The organism is Clostridium sp. AM49-4BH, from assembly GCF_003478335.1.
GTDB lineage: Bacteria > Bacillota > Clostridia > Lachnospirales > Lachnospiraceae > Butyribacter.
Genome location: NZ_QUFB01000006.1, coordinates 1 through 19000, shown reverse-complemented (window position 1 = coordinate 19000; position 19000 = coordinate 1). Strand labels below are relative to the sequence as shown.

Sequence of the window (19000 nt, the reverse complement as noted above, 5' to 3'; positions counted from 1 at the left end):
GGCGATATATAGGCGCTTAGAAAGGTGAGGTTATTATGGCGATTAGAATGTCAGGTATGATTTCCGGTATGGATACGGAATCGATTGTAAAGTCTTTGATGGAGACACAGCAAGCTAAGAAGACCAAGATAGAGTCTAAGAAGCAGAAATTAGAGTGGAAACAGGAGATTTGGTCCGGTCTGAATACGAAAATGTATAGCTTTTATAAAGATTATGTCGGTAAGCTTCGTTTTCAGTCTAATTATCAGACGAAGAAAGCAACATCTTCCGATTCAACGAAAGTGACAGTATCTGCAAATAGCAGTGCGACAAAAGGTACCTATCGCGTCAATGTGAAGAGCCTTGCAGCGGCACAGTATGTTACAAGTGCCAAGATTTCTTCTTATGAGACTACTAATGATCAGGGTGAGAAGGTTACAAACAAGGTTACTTCTTCCACAAAACTTTCTGATCTTGGCATGACGGCTGATGGCACGAAGCAGATTCAGATCAAGACGGCAGATCGGACAGTCAGCATGACGGTAAATGCAGATACTACGATTAGTGATTTTGTTGATAATTTGAAATCGGCAGGCTTAAATGCTTCTTTTGATGAGGGACAGGGCAGATTCTTCATCGGTGCAAAGGATAGTGGTTTAGATCAAAAGTTTGAGATCAAGATGACGGCATTTACGCAGGAGCAGTTAAATGCGAAACAGACTGTGAACAATGCCGTAAAATATGATAGTTTGACAGCAGCACAGAAGAATAGTGTGCTGGACGTATTAGCTAGTATACAAAATGACACATCTTCGGATAAGATTGATTCGGCAGTTGCCTCTCTGATGGAAGTATCGGATGCACAGGCGAAATCTGAGGTGACCGGATATTACCGTAACCAGATTGTTACAGAATTGGAAACAAAATATTTCAAAAAAGATGAAAATGGCAATAATGTGATAACGGACGATGCCAAACAGGCATTGATCAACGCCGGGAAGCTAGAAGAAAAAGATGATGCGTCACATACACAAGAAGAGCTAGTCACATTAGCAAAACAATATATACAGGAAAATGCGGATAGTCAGATTGCCGGAGACGATTATCAGAGTAAGATTACGGAAGCGTTGACCAATGGTCTCAGTAATGATGAGATTACGATCCAGTCAGAAGGAACCCGTAAACAGACGATCACTGATGCAGTAACTGACTATGCAACAGCTATGGCAAAAGGGGCCGGGGTCGAGGCGGGATCCTCAGCAGAACTGCAGAAGATTGGTTTGGATACGATTGACGGTTCGGCAGTGCAGGAATCTGCTTCCGGTGTCGGCATGGTTGTTGTTGCAGCGGCAGATTCTGTAGTACAGGTAAATGGTGCAACATTGACGAGTTCCAAGACTTCTTTGAATGTAAATGGCTTATCCTTAGATCTTATGGATGTGACAAACGGAGAAGTGTCTATTACCGTTTCTGATGATACCGATGCGGTATACGATTCGATCAAAGAGTTTGTGACACAGTATAATTCGATTCTGAAAGAAATGAATACATTGTATAATGCGAAATCGGCGAGAAACTATGATGTGTTGACTGATGATCAGAAGGATGCGATGTCTGATGAAGAGGTAGAGAAATGGAATACAAAGATTAAGGATTCTTTGCTTCGTCGTGACAGCACTCTGGATGGACTTATTACAACGATGAGAAGTATTACCGGTAAATCGATTACTGCTTCGAACGGGAAGAAGTATTCTTTGGCAAATCTTGGTATTACTACAGGAACAGATTATAAAGAGTATGGTCAGCTTCATATTAAAGGAGATGAGGATGATTCGGTTTACTCTGATTCAACGAATACGCTGCAGGATCTTTTGAAAGAAGATCCGGACGTTGTGGCAGAAGTGATGGCAGGGCTTACCAACAACTTGTATGATGCATTAAATGAAAAGATGAAATCGACAACGATGAGCAGTGCTTTGACGTTCTATAACGATAAGGAAATGACAAAGCAGATGACTCAATATAAGAAAGATATTAAGAGTTGGGAAACAAAATTGCAGACGATGGAAGACCATTATTATAAACAGTTTTCAGCGATGGAAAAAGCATTGGCAAGCTTGAATTCACAGCAGTCATCCTTGTTAAGTTATCTTGGCAGCAACTAATACATGGAGGTAGATAAGAGGAATGGCAACATATAACAAGGCAGCAATGCAGTATCAGCGTAATGCGATTCAGACGGCATCGCCGGCTAAGTTGACATTGATGTTGTATGATGGTGCGATCAAGTTCGCTAATATGGCGATTGAGGCAATCGATAAAGGCGATATTGAGAAAGCGAATAATAATATTATTAAAGTTCAAAATATTATTGTAGAGTTTCGTTCAACGCTTGATATGAAGTATCCGGTGGCGAAGGATTTTGAGGTCGTCTATGATTATATTTACCGTCGCTTGGTTGAGGCTAATGTTAAAAAAGACAAAGCAGTGTTAGAAGATGCGCTGCACCATATTAAGACAATGCGTGAGACGTGGAAAGAGGTAATGCGTATTAATAATGTGGTATGATCGATAGTGCAGAACAGATGTCAGAGGCATTGCTTTCTGCGCACAAGGTTATATAGAGTAACGGCATAGTAAAGTAGGAGAGTATTGATGGAGACGGCAACAGTATATTTATCCGCGTTGCAGGAATCGCTGCAAAAGAAACAACGGATCATGGAAGAGCTGCTTACATTGACGCAACAACAAAGCGAAGTTTTGCAACAGGAAAACATGGACATAGATGTTTTTGAACAATTAATGGCACAGAAAGAAAAAGCGCTGGGAGAAATCAATATTCTGGATAAAGGGTTTGATAGTGTATATCACAAAGTCAGCCCATATCTTGAGCAAGATAAGCAGAGTTATCGCAGTGCAATCTTGGAAATGCAGAATTTGATCCGTGTCATTACTGATTGTGGTGTTAAGATCGAGGGGTTGGAACGCAGAAATCGGGAAGTGTTTCAACGGTATCTGTTGAAACAGCGCCAAGAGATTGGTAATTCCAGAGCGAGCAACCGAACGGCAGTATCGTATTATCAGAATATGCCAAACCAACATCATGCTTGGCAGTCATATTTTTTGGATAAAAAGAAATAATAAGAAGACAACCTTTATGGTAAATAGAGGTTGTCTTTTTGTATTAACGCAACCTTTCAGCTCTAAATCGTACTCTCAGCTCTTATAATAAAGAGAGATTATAGAAGCAAACTAACCATCATGAAAATAATGACCGATAATGAACGAGTATGAGTGAAGTAGAATGAATAATGGTTCAGATTATTTTGCTAAAATGGCAAAAATGGCATAAAATACACGAAATATCTAGAAGAATGAAAAAAATAAGAGCAGTATTGTGCAATTTGCACAAAAAACAGTATGGAGATTTGTGACTGATTGTGATTGATTATGAAAGAACATGCGGTTATAATAAAATCATCATAAAGCAAATGATCGATCAGGCAAAGAAGAAAATAAATAGCTGAAGACAGCGGAAAGGAAGTTGTATGGTATATACAGTAACATTTAATCCTTCAGTGGATTACATTGTGTCGGTGAACGATTTTGAACTGGGAATGACCAATCGCACTGCATCCGAACTGATATTGCCGGGCGGCAAAGGAATTAATGTTTCTATTGTCCTTGGAAATCTCGGGATTGCGAACATAGCACTGGGATTCATGGCCGGTTTTACAGGAGACGAGATTGTGCGAATGTTGGAACAGGCAGGAGTTCAGTCGGATTTCATCAAACTTGAGCATGGTATATCACGTATCAATCTGAAATTAAAGAACATTGATGGAACAGAGATCAATGGACAAGGACCGGATATCGGACAACAGCAGATTGATCAGCTGATGGGTAAACTTGATCAGCTCAATAAAGATGATGTGCTTGTTTTGGCAGGAAGTATTCCAAGCTCGATGCCGGATGATATTTATCAGCAGATCTTGAAACGTTTGTCTGATAAAAATATGACAATCGCGGTTGATGCCACTAAAGATTTGCTGCTAAATGTATTAGAATATCATCCGTTTTTGATCAAACCGAATCATCATGAATTGGGTGAGATCTTTGGGGTAACATTGTCAGAGTGGAGCGATGTTATTCCATATGCAAAGAAGCTACAGGAACGTGGAGCTAAAAATGTATTAGTTTCTATGGGTGGTAAAGGGGCAGTTCTTATTGCAGAGAATGGGCAGATCATTGCAGGAGAATCCTCTAAGGGCGTAGTCAAAAACACAGTAGGAGCGGGAGATTCCATGGTTGCAGGCTTTATGGCCGGCTGGATGCAGAAGAGAGATTACGAACATGCATTCCGTATGGGCCTTGCCAGTGGAGGTGCCAGCGCTTGCTCTGAAAATTTGGCAACAAGACAGGAAATTGAAACGGAATATGAAAAAACCGCAGTGCATTATTTATAATGTATGGGAAGGAAAGGTGATCATATGAGAATTACAGATTTATTAGACAAAAACAGCATTTGTCTGGATGCTTCGCCTGCGGACAAGACAGAGGCATTGAATCAGATCGTGGCACTTATGGGCAAAAGTGGTAAGATCAATGATATTGAAGCTTACCGCAAGCAGGTTTTTCTTCGTGAAGAGGAGAGCACGACCGGAATTGGTGAGGGCATTGCGATTCCACATGGTAAATGCGATGCAGTTACAAAGCCGGGACTTGCAGCAATGGTAGTCAAGGATGGTGTTGATTTTGATTCTTTGGACGGCGAACCGGTAACATTACTATTTTTGATCGCAGCACCAAACACAGAGGACAATGTCCATTTGGATGTACTTAGCAAATTATCAGTGCTTATGATGGATGAGGATTTTTCAGAATCACTCCGCAATGCTAAGACAGTCGATGAGTTTTTGAACATTATCGACAAGGCAGACGATGAGAAACCGGACATTGATGAAAGGTTAGAGACAGCTCAGGCAGCAAAGGTGTTGGCCGTTACTTCCTGTCCGACAGGAATCGCACATACGTATATGGCGGCTGAAGGCTTGGAGAAAGCAGCAACAGCAGCAGGGATTGCCATTAAGATTGAGACACGCGGATCCGGTGGTGCAAAGAATGTGTTGACACAGCAGGAAATTGACGATGCAGACTGTATTATTGTAGCAGCAGATGCGCAGGTGCCAATGGACCGTTTTGATGGTAAGCGTGTGATAGAATGTCAGGTTTCGGATGGAATTAACAAGGCAGATGAGTTGATCGAGAGAGCAACGTCTGGAGATGTTCCACTTTATCATGCAGCAAATGCTCCGGCTCGCAGCGAGAACGCAAAATCCGGTGGCAGTATCGGACATCAGATCTATACACAACTTATGAATGGTGTATCGCATATGCTTCCATTTGTCGTTGGAGGCGGTATTCTTATAGCATTAGCATTCCTGATTGATGGTTTGTCAGTCGATATGAATTCCTTATCTGTTGCGGATCGTGGAAATTTTGGTACGATCACACCGGTTGCCGCAACATTAAAGGGAATTGGTGATATTGCCTTTGGCTTGATGCTTCCGGTATTAGCAGGATTTATCGCCATGGCGATCGGAGACAGACCGGCATTAGCACTGGGATTCGTCGGTGGAATGATGGCACACAATGGAACCAGCGGATTTTTGGGAGCGTTAGCCGCAGGATTTTTGGCAGGTTACGTGATTAAGGCGCTGCGCGTAGTTTGCGAAAAGATGCCGGAAGCATTGGAAAAACTTGCACCGGTATTGATCTATCCGGTTGTTGGTATTTTGGTGACTGGATTAGCAATGAACTTCGTTGTTGAGCCGGTCATGGGTACGATCAATACAGCATTAAATAGTGGTTTGAAAGGAATGGGAGATTCCAGCCGTATCCTGCTTGGCCTGGTACTTGGTGGAATGATGGCGATCGACATGGGTGGTCCATTCAACAAGGCAGCCTATGTTTTCGGTACTGCGGCAATCGCAGCAGGTAATTACGATATTATGGCAGCCGTAATGATCGGTGGTATGACACCGCCTTGTGCAATTGCGTTAGCAACGTTACTCTTCAAGGATAAATTTACCAAAGAGGAAAGAGAAGCAGGACCTACAAACTTTATTATGGGACTGGCTTTTATTACAGAAGGTGCCATTCCATTTGCCGCATCGGATCCACTTCGTGTACTTCCTTCCTGCATCATCGGAAGTGCTGTGGCAGGCGGAATCAGTATGGCGTTCAAGTGTACGCTGATGGCACCACATGGTGGAATCTTCGTATTCCCGGTAGTGGGACATGCTTGGATGTACCTCGTAGCTTTGGTGATCGGAACAGTGATCTCTGCATTGCTCTTGGGAATCTTAAAGAAGAAAGTGGTTTGAGTGACATAAAGTATAAAAACTTGAAACACGATATATTTAATAATAAGTATTTCATGAAGAAATGGCGGATATGCGTCTTAGCACACTTGGCGCATATTCGCCCTAACAGTAACAGTGTGCAGAATGGAGGATTATCATGAAGGAATTTAAGTATACGATCACAGACCCGGAAGGAATTCACGCACGTCCGGCAGGAGAACTCGTTAAAGTTTGCAAAGAATTTGCCTGCAAGATCACATTAACGAAGGATGGAAAAACGGCAGACTGTAAAAAGATCTTTGGCTTGATGGGTCTTGCTGTCAAGAAGGAACAGGAAGTCGTTGTTACATTTGATGGAGAAGATGAGGATGCAGCATATACCAAGGTAAGTGCATTCTTGGAAGAAAATATGTAGTCATCGTTCAGTTACGAGAGGAGGGTGCGTTGTGGAACAATATCAAGGCAAAAGTGTATTTGGCGGCGTTGCAATTGGACGGATTCATGTTTTTAGTAAAGGACAACAGCAGGTAAAACGTATCAAAGTACAGGATACAGAGGCAGAAAAAAAGCGTTATCGCGAGGCGGTTCAGACAGCAATTACGGAATTGCAGGGATTGTATGATAAGGCACTTAAAGAAGTTGGAGAAGCCAATGCAGCGATTTTTGAGATGCATCAGATGATGCTGGAAGACGAAGATTTTACAGAATCGGTTGAAAATATTATTGATAGTCAATCTGTAAATGCAGAGTATGCCGTAGCATCAACCGGTGATAACTTTGCCCAGATGTTTGCATCTATGGATGATGAATACATGCGTGGAAGGGCAGCAGATGTTAAAGATATTTCCGAACGTCTGGTTTCTGTTTTGAATGGTGCGAGCAGACAGCAGATGGATGCAGACGAACCGGTGATTGTAATGGCAGTCGATCTGGCACCTTCTGAGACGGTACAGATGGACAAAGACAAGGTGCTCTCCTTTGTGACAACGCAGGGATCGGTCAATTCGCATACAGCGATCTTGGCTAGAACGATGAGCATTCCGGCACTGATCGGTGTGGATATGCCGTTAGATGCAGAATTGGAGGGCAAATTTGCCATTGTTGATGGTGATAACGGAACGGTTTATATTGATCCGAGTGAAGACGTGCTTGCACAGATGCAGGAAAAGAAGGAGCAGGCGGAGGAAAAGAAGCAGCTTTTACAGCAGCTTAAAGGCAAAGAAACCATTACAAAGGATGGCAAAAAGATCAAATTGTATGCTAACATTGGCAACAGCAAGGATCTTGCGATGGTATTGCAAAATGATGCCGAGGGAATTGGCTTATTCCGCAGTGAGTTTTTATATTTGGAAAAAGAAGATTATCCGACGGAAAACGAACAGTTTATGGTATACAAGATGGTTGCTGAGACAATGGCTGGTAAGCAGGTAATTATCCGTACATTAGATATTGGTGCGGACAAGCAGTGTGATTATTTTAACATGGATCCGGAAGACAATCCGGCGCTTGGTTATCGTGCGATCCGAATCTGTCTGACCAGACCGGAAGTGTTCAAAACACAACTTCGTGCCTTGTATCGCGCCAGCGCATTTGGTAATATATCTATAATGTATCCAATGATCACCAGTGTGTGGGAAGTAAAGCAGATCAAAAAGATTGTGGAAGAGGTCAAAGCGGAACTTCGATCACAGAACATTGAATTTGGCGAGGTCGCACAGGGCATTATGATTGAAACGCCGGCAGCTGTTATGATCAGTAGAGAACTTGCAAAAGAAGTCGATTTCTTCAGTATCGGAACCAATGATCTGACCCAGTATACACTTGCGATTGACCGACAGAATCCGAAGCTGGATGATTTTTATGATGCACATCATCCTGCAGTTTTGGAAATGATCCGTATGGTTGCTCAGAATGCACATGCTGAGGCATTTGGGCCGGTATCTGTGGTGAGCTTGGTGCAGATTTGGAATTGACAGAACAATTTTTGCAAATGGGAATCGATGAGTTGTCGGTATCTCCGGGAAGAATTTTGCCAATTCGCAAGATAGTCCGCGAGAGCGAATGTGGATGTGAGTAAACCAGGAGGCAGCGATAATGCTTACAGAAGAAAGATACAATATCATATTAGAACTTTTACGTGAAAAACGCAGTGTGACGGTAGCTGAGATCAAAGACAGACTTGGAATATCAGAGTCAACGATTCGGCGTGATCTGAATGCATTGGCACAAGAAGGAAAATTAACCAAAGTATTTGGTGGTGCGGTTGCGCCGGATAATGTTTCCAATGGAATAGAGTTGTCCGTTCCACAGAAATTGCAGGTCAATGAGCGGGAAAAAAGGCTCATCGCCGGTTACGCAGCAGCGATGATAATGCCACATGACTTTGTGTATTTGGATGCAGGAACGACAACCGGATATATGTTAGAGTATCCGCTGGAGACCAGTGCAACCTTTGTTACCAATGCAGTAAGTCATGCCAGAAAGCTGGCAGTAGCCGGATATCGTGTGCTGTTGGTTGGCGGAGAACTTCGTGGTACAACGGAAGCGGTTGTTGGTGCACAGGCGGTGTTATCACTTCAGGAGTATCATTTCACGGTTGGATTTTTTGGAACGAACGGATTGAGCAGAAGACAGGGTTATACAACGCCGGATGGCAGCGAAGCGCTAGTTAAAAAGACCGCGCTTCGTCAATGTGCGAAGGCTTATGTCTTAGCGGATCGTGCAAAATTTGATGAAGTCAGTTCTGTGACATTTGCTGCCTATAGTGATGCAAAGATCATTACGGATTCCATACCGGAGCATTACAAAAAATATGGTAATATAATACAGGTTTAGGGGACTCCCTAAACCTGTATTTTTCTATTGAACATTGTAAATATGATGCATAAAAAGTATATTGTCAGCATAATTGATACAGATAATATAACGAAAAACAACATCATCTCCAAATGTTGTATGATTACAGAAAGTAGAAATCAAGAAATTTTCTCTGTTTTCTTCTTTCTGTATTCATTTGGACTCATATGATAATATTGTCTAAACTTCCGGCAGAAATAGCCGGAACTTGTAAATCCGGTTTCTTCTGCAATGGAAGAAACCGATTTTTGAGTGATATAAAGTTGTTCAGCAGCCTGTGCTAGTCTGTATTGAATTAGATATGCTACCGGAGAACAGTGGATGCCGGTTTGAAAAATGTGTAAAGCTCCACTTTTGCTGATAGATGCCGATGCCGCAATCGTCTCCAATGTAATCTCTTCCATGTAGTGATCATGAATATACTGCATCATAGCTTGTAATCTTGCTTGTTTGTGATTTAATCGATGAATACTGTTAGAATCAGAAGTCCAGTCCATATTTTTTTGCAAAATGTTCCAAAGCTGAAATAAAAGCTGTATAGTACATAATTCATTATCTGGCTTAGTTTCCTGAATAGTACAAATTTGCGACAAAAGTTGTAGCACCTGTTTTCCAAATGTGTTGGATGGACTGAAAACTTGATATGGAACAGACGAGCTTATCACAGGAAGAATATATTTTTCGTAAATGAGGCTGTTTTCAGATGCTAATAGAGTTGGCGAAAAAACAATATTAGGTGCAAATGTACTGCTTTGTGCTTCAAAACGATGCAGGATACCACTATTGATAAATATGCCGCAACCTTTATGTAGTTCTATTTTACTTGTCCCTATAAGGCAGAGCGCGGTACCTTCAGCAATATAAAGAAATTCTAATTCATGATGCCAATGCCAGTCAATGCGATGAAAGTCAAATTTCCAAATATTATCAGGATAGTATGCAAATGGATAACGATTGCTGCCATGCTGGATGGTTTCTCGTAGTGTTTCATCTGTAATTATCTTAAAAGTCTCCATGGTATATTTCTCCATAAATAATAAAATTTGTTATATTGTACCATAAATATATGATTTTATACAATGACTAGATATAAAATTTACGATATAATTACATTTATTAGAGGAGGACAAAATGAAAAGCCAATATAATAAGACAATTACAGCCTGTTTTGTAGGTTATATTGTACAAGCTATCGTTAATAATTTTGCACCACTGCTTTTTTTGTTTTTTCAGAAATGCTATCACATTCCAATTTCCCAAATTACATTGTTAGTGACTTTTAATTTTGGGATACAACTACTGGTTGATTTTCTTTCTGTCAGATTAGTTGATAAAATAGGATATCGGATAGCAATGATTATAGCTCATGTTTTAGCAGCGGCAGGATTATTCTTTCTTACAGTTTTACCAGAGATTTTACCAGTTTCCTTTATTGGAATATTGATTGCTGTAATGATCTATGCGGTAGGTGGTGGACTTTTGGAAGTCCTAGTCAGTCCGGTTGTTGAGGCTTGCCCATCCGACAATAAGGAAAAAGCAATGAGCCTGTTGCATTCTTTTTATTGCTGGGGACACGCCGGAGTTGTACTCATATCAACAGTGTTCTTTTATGTAGTCGGTATAGATAATTGGAAAATATTAGCCATTATTTGGGCGGTTATTCCAATTGGAAATGCTTTTGTTTTTTCAAAGGTTCCCATTGCACCATTGCTTGAGGATGGAGATACCGGACTTGGATTAAAGGAATTGTTTCGGATGAAAATTTTTTGGATTTTGTTGATTATGATGATATGTGCAGGAGCAAGTGAGCAAGCAGTAAGTCAATGGGCCTCTGCTTTTGCAGAAAAAGGTCTTGGAATTTCAAAGGCAGCCGGCGACTTAGCAGGGCCGATGGCATTTGCGGTTCTAATGGGAATATCAAGATTGTTTTATGGTAAGTATGGTGACCGCATCAATTTGGAACACTTTATGATTTATAGTAGTTTTTTATGTATTTTATCCTATTTAGGGATTTCATTATTCTCGATTCCGCTATTAAATCTGATTGCCTGCGCTGTCTGTGGGCTTTCAGTGGGAATCATGTGGCCTGGAACTTTCAGCAAGGCATCAGCAGCTTTGCCCAAAGGGGGAACAGCCATGTTTGCATTGCTGGCATTAGGTGGAGATATAGGTTGTTCAGGAGGTCCTACATTGGTTGGAATGGTATCAGGAGCTTTTGGGGATAACCTAAAGATGGGGATTTTGGCAGGAATTATTTTTCCAATGTTGTTACTTATAGGAGTCATTCTTTGCAGAAGACAAAAGAAAATTACTAATTATAATACAGTGAAAAGTAGGCACTAAATATAGCTGCTTATTAAAATAAAAAAGAAAGTGAGAAAAAAGATGAAATTTTTGAAAAACAATCCTAAATGGATACGTCAACCAAAGCAGGTACAAATTAGTGAGGATAAAGTTGTAATTCTTACAGAAAGGGGTACCGATTTATGGGCACGCACTTATTATGGTTTTCAAAATGATAATGCTCCAGTATTTCAAGTTGAAACAACGGACAAGTACTTTTCTTTTATTGTTAAAACAGAATTCGAGAGTACCTGTCGTTTTGACCAGTGTGGTGTGGCTATGTATTTAAATAGTGATAATTGGTTTAAGGCATCTATAGAATATGAGAATGAAAAAATACAGCGATTGGGAAGCGTTGTAACCAATCATGGATATTCTGACTGGGCAACAACAGACATATCCTCTGATATTAAAAGTATGTGGTATCGTTTTTCACGAAGGGACAGTGACTACTGTATTGAATGCAGTGAGGATGGCATAAATTTCAGACAAATGCGTATTTTCCATATGTGGGAAGGTGCAGAAAAAATTACTTATGGAATATATGCATGCAGCCCGACAGAAGGCTCGTATAAGGCAACATTTTCAAATATGCAGATTACGGAATGTAAATGGGAATCAGATGCAGACTGGCGTGAATGAATAAAAACCTTCAAACTGAGTAATGTTATCTTACATCAGTTTGAAGGTTTACACAAACTTTGGGACACTCCCGTATTTAATGGAAAATTTCTATTGTTAGCGTAACATCGCCATCATATTTAGAGAGTGCTCTTTCTTGTGGCATATTATTAGAAAATTGTTCTACTATGCCTGGTATTCTTGTACCATTTTTATGACTTTACCGTTTTTGATCGTGATCTTAGCAGCGGTTCCCCAATACCAAATAACACCATTTTCTTTATAACGCTTATAACTGTATAGGCGTTTCTGGAATTTCTTTTTTGTGGTCTTTTTGACGGTGTGTATATCGTTTCCAAGTATATAGTATTTGCAATTTTTGGCAACTTTGATCGACTGTTTTTTGCCATAACCGACTATATTTTCCCATTCCCAGTCACTGTTGCCCTTAAGATTCGTATTCATAGTGGACTTGTGATACTTTAAGGTCGTGCCATTTAATTTCGCAACGATAATATGTTTGGTCTTTGTCTTTTTGGAAACTTTTTTGGTTCTGCTTTTCGCAAAAGACTTTGTTACAGCGGTGTCTGTATATGTGTCGGTGTATTGTGTATTTGTTTTCGTCGTATATGCAGCAGCGTCTGCTGTCTTTGTCAAAGATGCAGTAAAGGATCCGGTTAGAGCAAGTGCTGCTGTTAACGTGATTGCGATTAGTTTTTTCATCAGTGTCCTCCAATCTCTAATATGAGATGCCTCCAATCTGAGCGCCGCGCAGTAAGTATACATGTGATCCGTTGATCGACCGCGTGCGCTCATAAAGCAATGCCCCTCATGTTACAATGTGTTTGTGTTGAACTTCTGTAATACTAAAGTTACAGATAACTTATATCATTTTTTGAAATGTAAACAAGTGCATTTGTGTTACAATTTCTATAAATAATTGTTACATTACTTGAAATTCAGATTAGTTTCCCGAAGATTATTAAAAAGGTGGACTGCCATATATAGCAATCCACCCATATAATTACCACACTTTTTTTGGCTATTTGATGTGTTGCTGGCGGCCCTCGGGATTGATATCATAGTGATCTTTGTAGATCAGATCCGACATTTTAACCAAAGTAAAGCCTTTGGACTGTAGGCCATCGATCAACTGTTCCAAAGCCTCGGCAGTATATTTAGCACCGTTATGACAGAGAATGATGGAACCGTTTCCGAGATGCTTATGATCTAAAACGGTATGAATAATAGAATCTACGCCGTAATCCTTCCAATCCAAACTGTCTACATCCCACTGGATGGGTGAGTAGCCACATTCTCGGACGGTCGTGATGAGAGTATCATTGTAATCCCCATATGGGGGACGAAATACTTTCATGTCAATACCAGTGAGTTTCTTGACTTTTTCATGCGGAGTCATAAGTTCCTTCTTACATTCTTCTGAGGAAAGAGTTGACATTTGCTTGTGATTTTCACTGTGGTTGCCAAGTTCATGACCGGCGGCAGCGATTGCCTTGACATCATCGGGGTATTGTTCGATCCAGCCTCCCGTCATAAAAAAGGTGACGTGAACCTTTTTCTTTTTGAGGATCGAGAGAATTTTGCGGGTATCTTCATTCCCCCAGGGAGCGGGGAGCTAAGAGAACCTCTTTACAGAACACAGGGCATCTTCTATACTGAAGAGTATGCATCATATCTTTATTACACATAAAGTCATGATAGTTGATATTTGGCTAAAATATGGAGGATTCGATGAATCAGACAAATTATAATATTATTATCGCAACAGATTCCTTCAAAGGAAGTATGACTTCTTATGAGGCTGGAGATGCGATTGCGACAGCAATAAAAGAACAGACTCCAAGTCGGGTGACAGTTTATCCGGTGGCAGATGGTGGAGAAGGCACAACAGAGGCATTATCGTTTGGAAGGGCGGCGGTTTTACCTCAATGCATTACGGTAACCGGACCACTCGGCGAAAAAGTACAAGCAAAGTATACCATTTTCGGGACAGGAGAAGAAAAAACGGCTATCCTAGAAATGGCACAGGCGGCAGGACTTACGTTAGTACCAGTATCACAGAGAAATCCACTTAAAACGACAACGTATGGGGTCGGAGAAATGATATTGGATGCGGTGCGTAAGGGATGCAAAAAACTGATCGTAGGAATTGGCGGAAGTGCAACAAACGATGTTGGTATAGGAATGTTACAAGCACTTGGAGCGAGTTTTACAGATATAAATGACCAAGAAGTATCATATGGTGCAGAGGGGATAGAAAACATTGCCGCAATGGACACAACAGGTATTCTGAAAAAACTAAAAGATGTAGATATCAAGGTGATCTGCGATGTTAATAATCCTCTCGTAGGAGACGAGGGCTGCAGTACTGTCTTTGCGCCACAAAAAGGTGCTGACCTGCAAATGGTACAGAGGATGGAACAGGCAATCACAAGGTTTGCAGATCTCTTTGCAAAAGACTATGATGCTGGATGGCGGGGGCGGGAGCAGCCGGAGGACTTGGCTATGCTTTTGCATATTTTTTGCACGCAGAGCTGGTGCATGGGATTGATATTGTGCTGCAGGAAATTCATCTGGAAGAAGCGGTGCGTACTGCTGATCTGGTGATCACGGGCGAGGGCAGAATGGATGCTCAGACTTTAATGGGGAAAACTCCGGCTGGGGTTGCCAGACTGGCGAAGAAATATGCTGTTCCGGTCATTGCTTATGCAGGCTGTTTTGGTGATGGGATCGAGCAGTGTACAGAAAGTGGATTATTTGATCGGGTTTATGCAGTTACAGAACAAGAAGGAGCATTCGATCCACAAATGGCTGTCCGCGATTTAGGACAGAAAGTCCGAGAAACAATGTCCGAATGGATCCACATGATAGATACAAAGAAAGGAGCCAATGAATGAAAGTGTTATTAGTGGCGGTCAATGCCAAATATATTCATTCGAATCTGGCAGTATATGACTTGAAAGCCTATACGGAGAACATACCGGTAGAAGTAGAGCTGGCAGAATATACGATCAATCAGCAGCAGGAAGAGATCCTTCGGGATATTTATGAACACAAAGCAGATGTAGTCGCTTTTTCCTGCTATATTTGGAATATTACTTATGTCAAGGCATTAGCGGAAGAATTGCATAAAATAGCTCCGCAGGTACAGATCTGGTTTGGTGGTCCGGAAGCTTCTTATGATGCAAAACAATTGCTTCGGGAATTATCTTATGTAGAATTAGTGATCGTTGGTGAAGGAGAGGAAACCTTTGCACAGCTATTGCAAAAGCATTTGTTAGATGGAGAACGATTAGAGAATATCGTTGGCATCTGTTATCGAGAGAATACGGGGGAAATCTGTGACAACGGTATTCGAGAGTACCTTCCGATGGATAAGATCCCTTTTGTTTATCACGATTTGGATCGGTTTGCACATAAGATCCTGTACTATGAGACAAGCAGGGGATGCCCATTTCGCTGTAGTTACTGTCTGTCTTCTATCGACAAAAGAGTACGGCTTCGCAGTTTGTCTTTGGTATTTCCGGAGTTGCAGTTTTTCTTAGACCATAAGGTGGATCAGGTCAAATTTGTGGACAGGACATTTAATTGCAACCATGAACATGCTTATGAGATATGGAAATATTTATTAGAACATGATAATGGGATCACCAATTTTCATTTTGAGGTGGCAGCAGACTTGCTTCGGGAGGAAGATTTTGCGTTGTTTGCACAGATGCGTAAAGGCTTGATCCAGTTAGAGATCGGTATTCAATCTACTTATCCGGATACGATCACAGAGATACGTCGTGTCATGGACGTAGGCAAAGTGGCAGAGTGTGTGGCGAGAGTTAAAAAGATGCATAATATTCATCAACATCTGGATCTTATTGCAGGGTTGCCGTTTGAGACATTTGCACAGTTTCAGCAGAGCTTTAATGATGTATATGCAATGCGTCCGGATCAGTTGCAGCTTGGTTTTTTGAAGGTGCTTAAGGGTTCCTATATGGAAGAAAAGAAAGAGGATTACGGGATTATTTCGACCAGCGAGCCACCTTATGAGGTGCTTGCAACAAAATGGCTTTCTTATGAAGAACGTTCTTTGCTCAAAGATGTAGAAGAAATGGTCGAGGTATACTATAATAGCGGACAATTCATGCATACGTTGGAGTATCTTCTTGCAGGCCGCGAAGACACGTTTTCGTTTTATTTGCAATTATCCCGGTATTACCGACAGAGGGAGTGGATGGGATACAAGCATACGAGACTGTTTCGATATGATGCGTTACGAGCATTTGTGTCGGACGGTCTACAACGGAATATGACAGCTGAAACGGAAAATATTAGCGAAAGTGATCCTAAAAGATCAGTGCGGAAAGACACAGTTTGTGCGAAGTTTGAAGAGGAACTTCTGACCGAATATTTACTGCACGATCTGTATTTGACGGAAAACAGTAAGAAAAGACCGGATTGGGCTTGTGATGACACAGAAACAAAGCAACGGTTAAAACAGATCAGAGATCCGCGATGGAGAGCGCAGCACCTAAAACAGGAACAGGCAGGACAAATTGAAAAAATACTGGCTAATCGGACTGATTTACATTTGGAATACTATCCAAAGATGTGCGGTGGATATTTATTATATGACTATAGTCAGAGAGATCCGCTGACCAATGAGGCAAAAGTATATGAAATTGCCATGTCCTAAATATGGGACAGGTGGGAGTTGAATGCTATGTGCATTGATTGAAGATGTTGTTATAATCAAAAAGTATTGACAGAAGAAAGAAAATACCTGACATAGAAAGGGACAAAGGTAATGAATGGTAATCAAAAGAAAGCTGCAATTGTAACCGGAGCTTCTTCCGGCATTGGAAAAGCGATTGCAGAAATGCTTGTTTCGTTAGGATATGAAGTTTTTGGATTTGGCAGAGAGTTTACGGCAGAGGTATCTTTTCATCCGGTCGTTTGTGACCTGTTGGATACCGAGGAGTTAGAACGGCATATCAAGCAGATCCGTAAGCAATATGAAATTTATATCTTGATCAATAATGCAGGGATTAGTTATTATGGACTGCATGAGGAGTTAAATGCTGCAAAGATTAAGCAAATGGTGCGAACAAATCTGGAACTGCCGCTGCTTCTTAGTAATTTGTTACTCCGTGATCTGAAGAGATCAAAAGGATATTTATTGCAGATCTCCTCAGTCACCGCATTAAAAAACAGTCCGCACGGTTGCGCTTACGGTGCTACAAAAGCCGGACTTACGGCTTTTTCCAGAAGTTTATTTGACGAGGCAAGAAAATATGGAGTCAAGGTAACTGTGATCCACCCGGATATGACCCAGACAAAGCTGTACCGAAATGCGGACTTTACAGCAGCAGAAGATCTGCAGGCATCACTCCTGCCGGAAGATGTCGCTGAGGCAGTACGCACGGTGCTGGCTGCCAGAGATGGTATGGTAATACCGGAATTGACGGTGTGTCCACAATTGCACCGTATTTCCAAAAAATGATGAATGCTTCTGTGAAGCAAAATGACGATACACATGATAATTTTTAATGTGCGAGGTTTGAGTGGATTAAAATAACGATAGAAAGGATGAATATTATGGAATTTGTAAAAAAGAATGGAAAAGGAATCTTATTTTGTCTTATGATTGCAGTACCTTGTCAGCTGCTTGGCAAGCAATTTCCGATTGTGGGAGGAGCGGTCTTTGCGATTTTGGCAGGAATGCTCATAACATTATTTGTGAAAGATAAGACTAATCTGCAGTCAGGTATTACGTTTGTTTCTAAAAAAATATTGCAGTGGGCAGTGATCCTGCTTGGCTTTGGTCTCAATCTGTCTGTTGTGCTGCAGACGGGTAAACAGTCTTTGCCGATCATTGTTATGACGATCACAACATCGCTGGTTATCGCATTTGTTTTGTGCAAAGTATTACGCATTCCAGGGAAGATCTCAACGCTCATCGGAGTTGGATCTTCTATTTGTGGTGGTTCTGCAATTGCAGCAACTGCTCCGGTTATTGATGCAGATGATGAGGAGGTTGCGCAGGCGATTTCCGTTATCTTTTTCTTTAATGTCATTGCCGCATTAACATTTCCGGTACTTGGTTCGCTGCTGCATTTTTGCACCACAAACGGTGAGGCGTTTGGTATTTTTGCAGGAACGGCAGTCAACGATACTTCATCCGTAACGGCAACAGCATCCACATGGGATTCTATGTGGCATTTAGGCAGTGCGACTTTGGACAAAGCAGTAACGGTTAAGCTGACGAGAACGCTAGCGATCATCCCGATCACACTTGTTTTGGCACTGGTTCGTACGAAGAAGAGTGGAGCCGAAGGGAAAAAGGTTCATTTCAAGAAAGTATTTCCAATCTTTATATTGTACTTTATCGGGGCATCTTTGATTACAACAATCGCTGTAAATGCAGGCGTTTCGGCAGATGTATTTACTCCGTTAAAAGAACTTAGTAAATTTTTTATCGTGCTTGCTATGGCAGCGATCGGTTTAAATACCAATATCATCAAGTTGATCAAAACGGGTGGTAAGCCGCTTGCATTGGGATTTTGCTGCTGGGTAGGCATTGCAGGAATGAGTCTGTTGATGCAGCATGTGCTTGGCTTGTGGTAATAGTAATGAATTCAAGCTTCGCACATCCGAAGCTGCCACCTGGTCACATATTGCTTATTATGTCGATAGTTTAATTATATTTTGCAGCCACCATATTGTGGGTTCTGCCATGAAGAAACTATAGCAATTGCCTTGCCGCAATTAGTTTTCACAGTGATTTCTAGATTTTGTTGTCTCTGATGTATGATTTACATGCC

Annotated in this window: 16 protein-coding genes and 2 pseudogenes; 15 read left to right on the top strand and 3 right to left on the bottom strand. The window is 41.3% G+C overall.

Features of this window, described 5'->3' with window-relative positions; translation table 11 throughout:
• Positions 1 to 35: 35 nt before the first annotated feature.
• The 8 genes and pseudogenes from fliD to DW981_RS02975 all read left to right on the top strand — a co-directional run bounded on the left by fliD (position 36) and on the right by DW981_RS02975 (position 9179).
• Complete coding sequence (gene fliD / locus DW981_RS03010) at positions 36 to 2144, top strand: flagellar filament capping protein FliD (protein WP_118506728.1); 2109 nt, start codon at positions 36 to 38, stop codon at positions 2142 to 2144.
• 22 nt (positions 2145 to 2166) lie between these two features.
• Positions 2167 to 2547: a flagellar export chaperone FliS gene (gene fliS / locus DW981_RS03005; RefSeq protein ID WP_022025252.1), complete on the top strand. Its 381-nt coding sequence runs from the start codon at positions 2167 to 2169 to the stop codon at positions 2545 to 2547.
• An 87-nt stretch (positions 2548 to 2634) separates the two neighbouring features.
• On the top strand, positions 2635 to 3120 hold the full coding sequence (flgN, locus tag DW981_RS03000) for a flagellar export chaperone FlgN (protein ID WP_118506727.1): 486 nt from the start codon (positions 2635 to 2637) through the stop codon (positions 3118 to 3120).
• Positions 3121 to 3527: 407 nt separating this feature from the next.
• On the top strand, positions 3528 to 4445 hold the full coding sequence (pfkB, locus tag DW981_RS02995) for a 1-phosphofructokinase (RefSeq protein WP_118506726.1): 918 nt from the start codon (positions 3528 to 3530) through the stop codon (positions 4443 to 4445).
• A 24-nt stretch (positions 4446 to 4469) separates the two neighbouring features.
• Entirely contained in the window at positions 4470 to 6365 is a 1896-nt protein-coding gene (locus DW981_RS02990) for a fructose-specific PTS transporter subunit EIIC (protein ID WP_118506725.1), read from the top strand.
• A 136-nt stretch (positions 6366 to 6501) separates the two neighbouring features.
• Entirely contained in the window at positions 6502 to 6759 is a 258-nt protein-coding gene (locus DW981_RS02985) for an HPr family phosphocarrier protein (protein WP_022025256.1), read from the top strand.
• Between the two features lie 31 nt (positions 6760 to 6790).
• A pseudogene (ptsP, locus tag DW981_RS02980) lies at positions 6791 to 8421 on the top strand (phosphoenolpyruvate--protein phosphotransferase).
• A 17-nt stretch (positions 8422 to 8438) separates the two neighbouring features.
• Positions 8439 to 9179, top strand: coding sequence for a DeoR/GlpR family DNA-binding transcription regulator (locus DW981_RS02975; protein WP_118506724.1), 741 nt, complete (start codon positions 8439 to 8441; stop codon positions 9177 to 9179).
• Positions 9180 to 9319: 140 nt separating this feature from the next.
• Here DW981_RS02975 and DW981_RS02970 read toward each other — a convergent pair whose 3' ends face one another.
• Positions 9320 to 10216, bottom strand: coding sequence for an AraC family transcriptional regulator (locus DW981_RS02970; RefSeq protein ID WP_243034649.1), 897 nt, complete (start codon positions 10214 to 10216; stop codon positions 9320 to 9322).
• 115 nt (positions 10217 to 10331) lie between these two features.
• Here DW981_RS02970 and DW981_RS02965 point away from each other — a divergent pair, with 115 nt between their 5' ends.
• Both DW981_RS02965 and DW981_RS02960 read left to right on the top strand, forming a co-directional pair.
• Positions 10332 to 11543, top strand: a complete 1212-nt coding sequence (locus DW981_RS02965; protein WP_118506722.1) for an MFS transporter — start codon at positions 10332 to 10334, stop codon at positions 11541 to 11543.
• A gap of 42 nt (positions 11544 to 11585) precedes the next feature.
• Positions 11586 to 12185: a DUF1349 domain-containing protein gene (locus tag DW981_RS02960; RefSeq protein ID WP_118506721.1), complete on the top strand. Its 600-nt coding sequence runs from the start codon at positions 11586 to 11588 to the stop codon at positions 12183 to 12185.
• A 165-nt stretch (positions 12186 to 12350) separates the two neighbouring features.
• On the opposite strand, the gene DW981_RS02955 is transcribed toward DW981_RS02960, so the two are convergent.
• Together DW981_RS02955 and DW981_RS02950 are read right to left on the bottom strand one after the other, a co-directional pair.
• Entirely contained in the window at positions 12351 to 12887 is a 537-nt protein-coding gene (locus DW981_RS02955) for a hypothetical protein (protein ID WP_118506720.1), read from the bottom strand.
• A gap of 319 nt (positions 12888 to 13206) precedes the next feature.
• Positions 13207 to 13770, bottom strand: a pseudogene (locus DW981_RS02950) (polysaccharide deacetylase family protein); the annotation flags it as partial.
• Between the two features lie 146 nt (positions 13771 to 13916).
• Here DW981_RS02950 and DW981_RS02945 point away from each other — a divergent pair.
• The 5 genes from DW981_RS02945 to DW981_RS02925 all read left to right on the top strand — a co-directional run bounded on the left by DW981_RS02945 (position 13917) and on the right by DW981_RS02925 (position 18803).
• Positions 13917 to 14792, top strand: coding sequence for a glycerate kinase (locus DW981_RS02945; protein ID WP_182434106.1), 876 nt, complete (start codon positions 13917 to 13919; stop codon positions 14790 to 14792).
• The gene (locus tag DW981_RS15875) at positions 14708 to 15082 is read left to right on the top strand and encodes a glycerate kinase (RefSeq protein WP_118506717.1); all 375 of its coding nucleotides are present in this window, start codon (positions 14708 to 14710) and stop codon (positions 15080 to 15082) included. Before DW981_RS02945 ends, DW981_RS15875 begins: the two co-directional genes overlap by 85 nt.
• The gene (locus DW981_RS02935) at positions 15079 to 16872 is read left to right on the top strand and encodes a B12-binding domain-containing radical SAM protein (RefSeq protein WP_118506716.1); all 1794 of its coding nucleotides are present in this window, start codon (positions 15079 to 15081) and stop codon (positions 16870 to 16872) included. Before DW981_RS15875 ends, DW981_RS02935 begins: the two co-directional genes overlap by 4 nt.
• A 111-nt stretch (positions 16873 to 16983) precedes the next feature.
• On the top strand, positions 16984 to 17679 hold the full coding sequence (locus tag DW981_RS02930) for an SDR family NAD(P)-dependent oxidoreductase (RefSeq protein ID WP_118506715.1): 696 nt from the start codon (positions 16984 to 16986) through the stop codon (positions 17677 to 17679).
• 95 nt (positions 17680 to 17774) lie between these two features.
• On the top strand, positions 17775 to 18803 hold the full coding sequence (locus DW981_RS02925) for a YeiH family protein (RefSeq protein ID WP_118506714.1): 1029 nt from the start codon (positions 17775 to 17777) through the stop codon (positions 18801 to 18803).
• The last annotated feature ends 197 nt before the right edge of the window (positions 18804 to 19000 follow it).

Bases quoted from the DNA above. Each gene is read 5' to 3' on its own strand.
- DW981_RS02965 (WP_118506722.1), top strand. From the start codon at position 10,332: ATGAAAAGCCAATATAATAAGACAATTACAGCCTGTTTTGTAGGTTAT.
- DW981_RS02935 (WP_118506716.1), top strand. From the start codon at position 15,079: ATGAAAGTGTTATTAGTGGCGGTCAATGCCAAATATATTCATTCGAAT.
- DW981_RS02975 (WP_118506724.1), top strand. From the start codon at position 8,439: ATGCTTACAGAAGAAAGATACAATATCATATTAGAACTTTTACGTGAA.
- DW981_RS02945 (WP_182434106.1), top strand. From the start codon at position 13,917: ATGAATCAGACAAATTATAATATTATTATCGCAACAGATTCCTTCAAA.
- fliD (WP_118506728.1), top strand. From the start codon at position 36: ATGGCGATTAGAATGTCAGGTATGATTTCCGGTATGGATACGGAATCG.
- DW981_RS02970 (WP_243034649.1), bottom strand. From the start codon at position 10,216: ATGGAGACTTTTAAGATAATTACAGATGAAACACTACGAGAAACCATC.
- DW981_RS02985 (WP_022025256.1), top strand. From the start codon at position 6,502: ATGAAGGAATTTAAGTATACGATCACAGACCCGGAAGGAATTCACGCA.
- DW981_RS02925 (WP_118506714.1), top strand. From the start codon at position 17,775: ATGGAATTTGTAAAAAAGAATGGAAAAGGAATCTTATTTTGTCTTATG.
- DW981_RS02960 (WP_118506721.1), top strand. From the start codon at position 11,586: ATGAAATTTTTGAAAAACAATCCTAAATGGATACGTCAACCAAAGCAG.
- flgN (WP_118506727.1), top strand. From the start codon at position 2,635: ATGGAGACGGCAACAGTATATTTATCCGCGTTGCAGGAATCGCTGCAA.
- fliS (WP_022025252.1), top strand. From the start codon at position 2,167: ATGGCAACATATAACAAGGCAGCAATGCAGTATCAGCGTAATGCGATT.
- DW981_RS02990 (WP_118506725.1), top strand. From the start codon at position 4,470: ATGAGAATTACAGATTTATTAGACAAAAACAGCATTTGTCTGGATGCT.
- DW981_RS02955 (WP_118506720.1), bottom strand. From the start codon at position 12,887: ATGAAAAAACTAATCGCAATCACGTTAACAGCAGCACTTGCTCTAACC.
- DW981_RS02930 (WP_118506715.1), top strand. From the start codon at position 16,984: ATGAATGGTAATCAAAAGAAAGCTGCAATTGTAACCGGAGCTTCTTCC.
- pfkB (WP_118506726.1), top strand. From the start codon at position 3,528: ATGGTATATACAGTAACATTTAATCCTTCAGTGGATTACATTGTGTCG.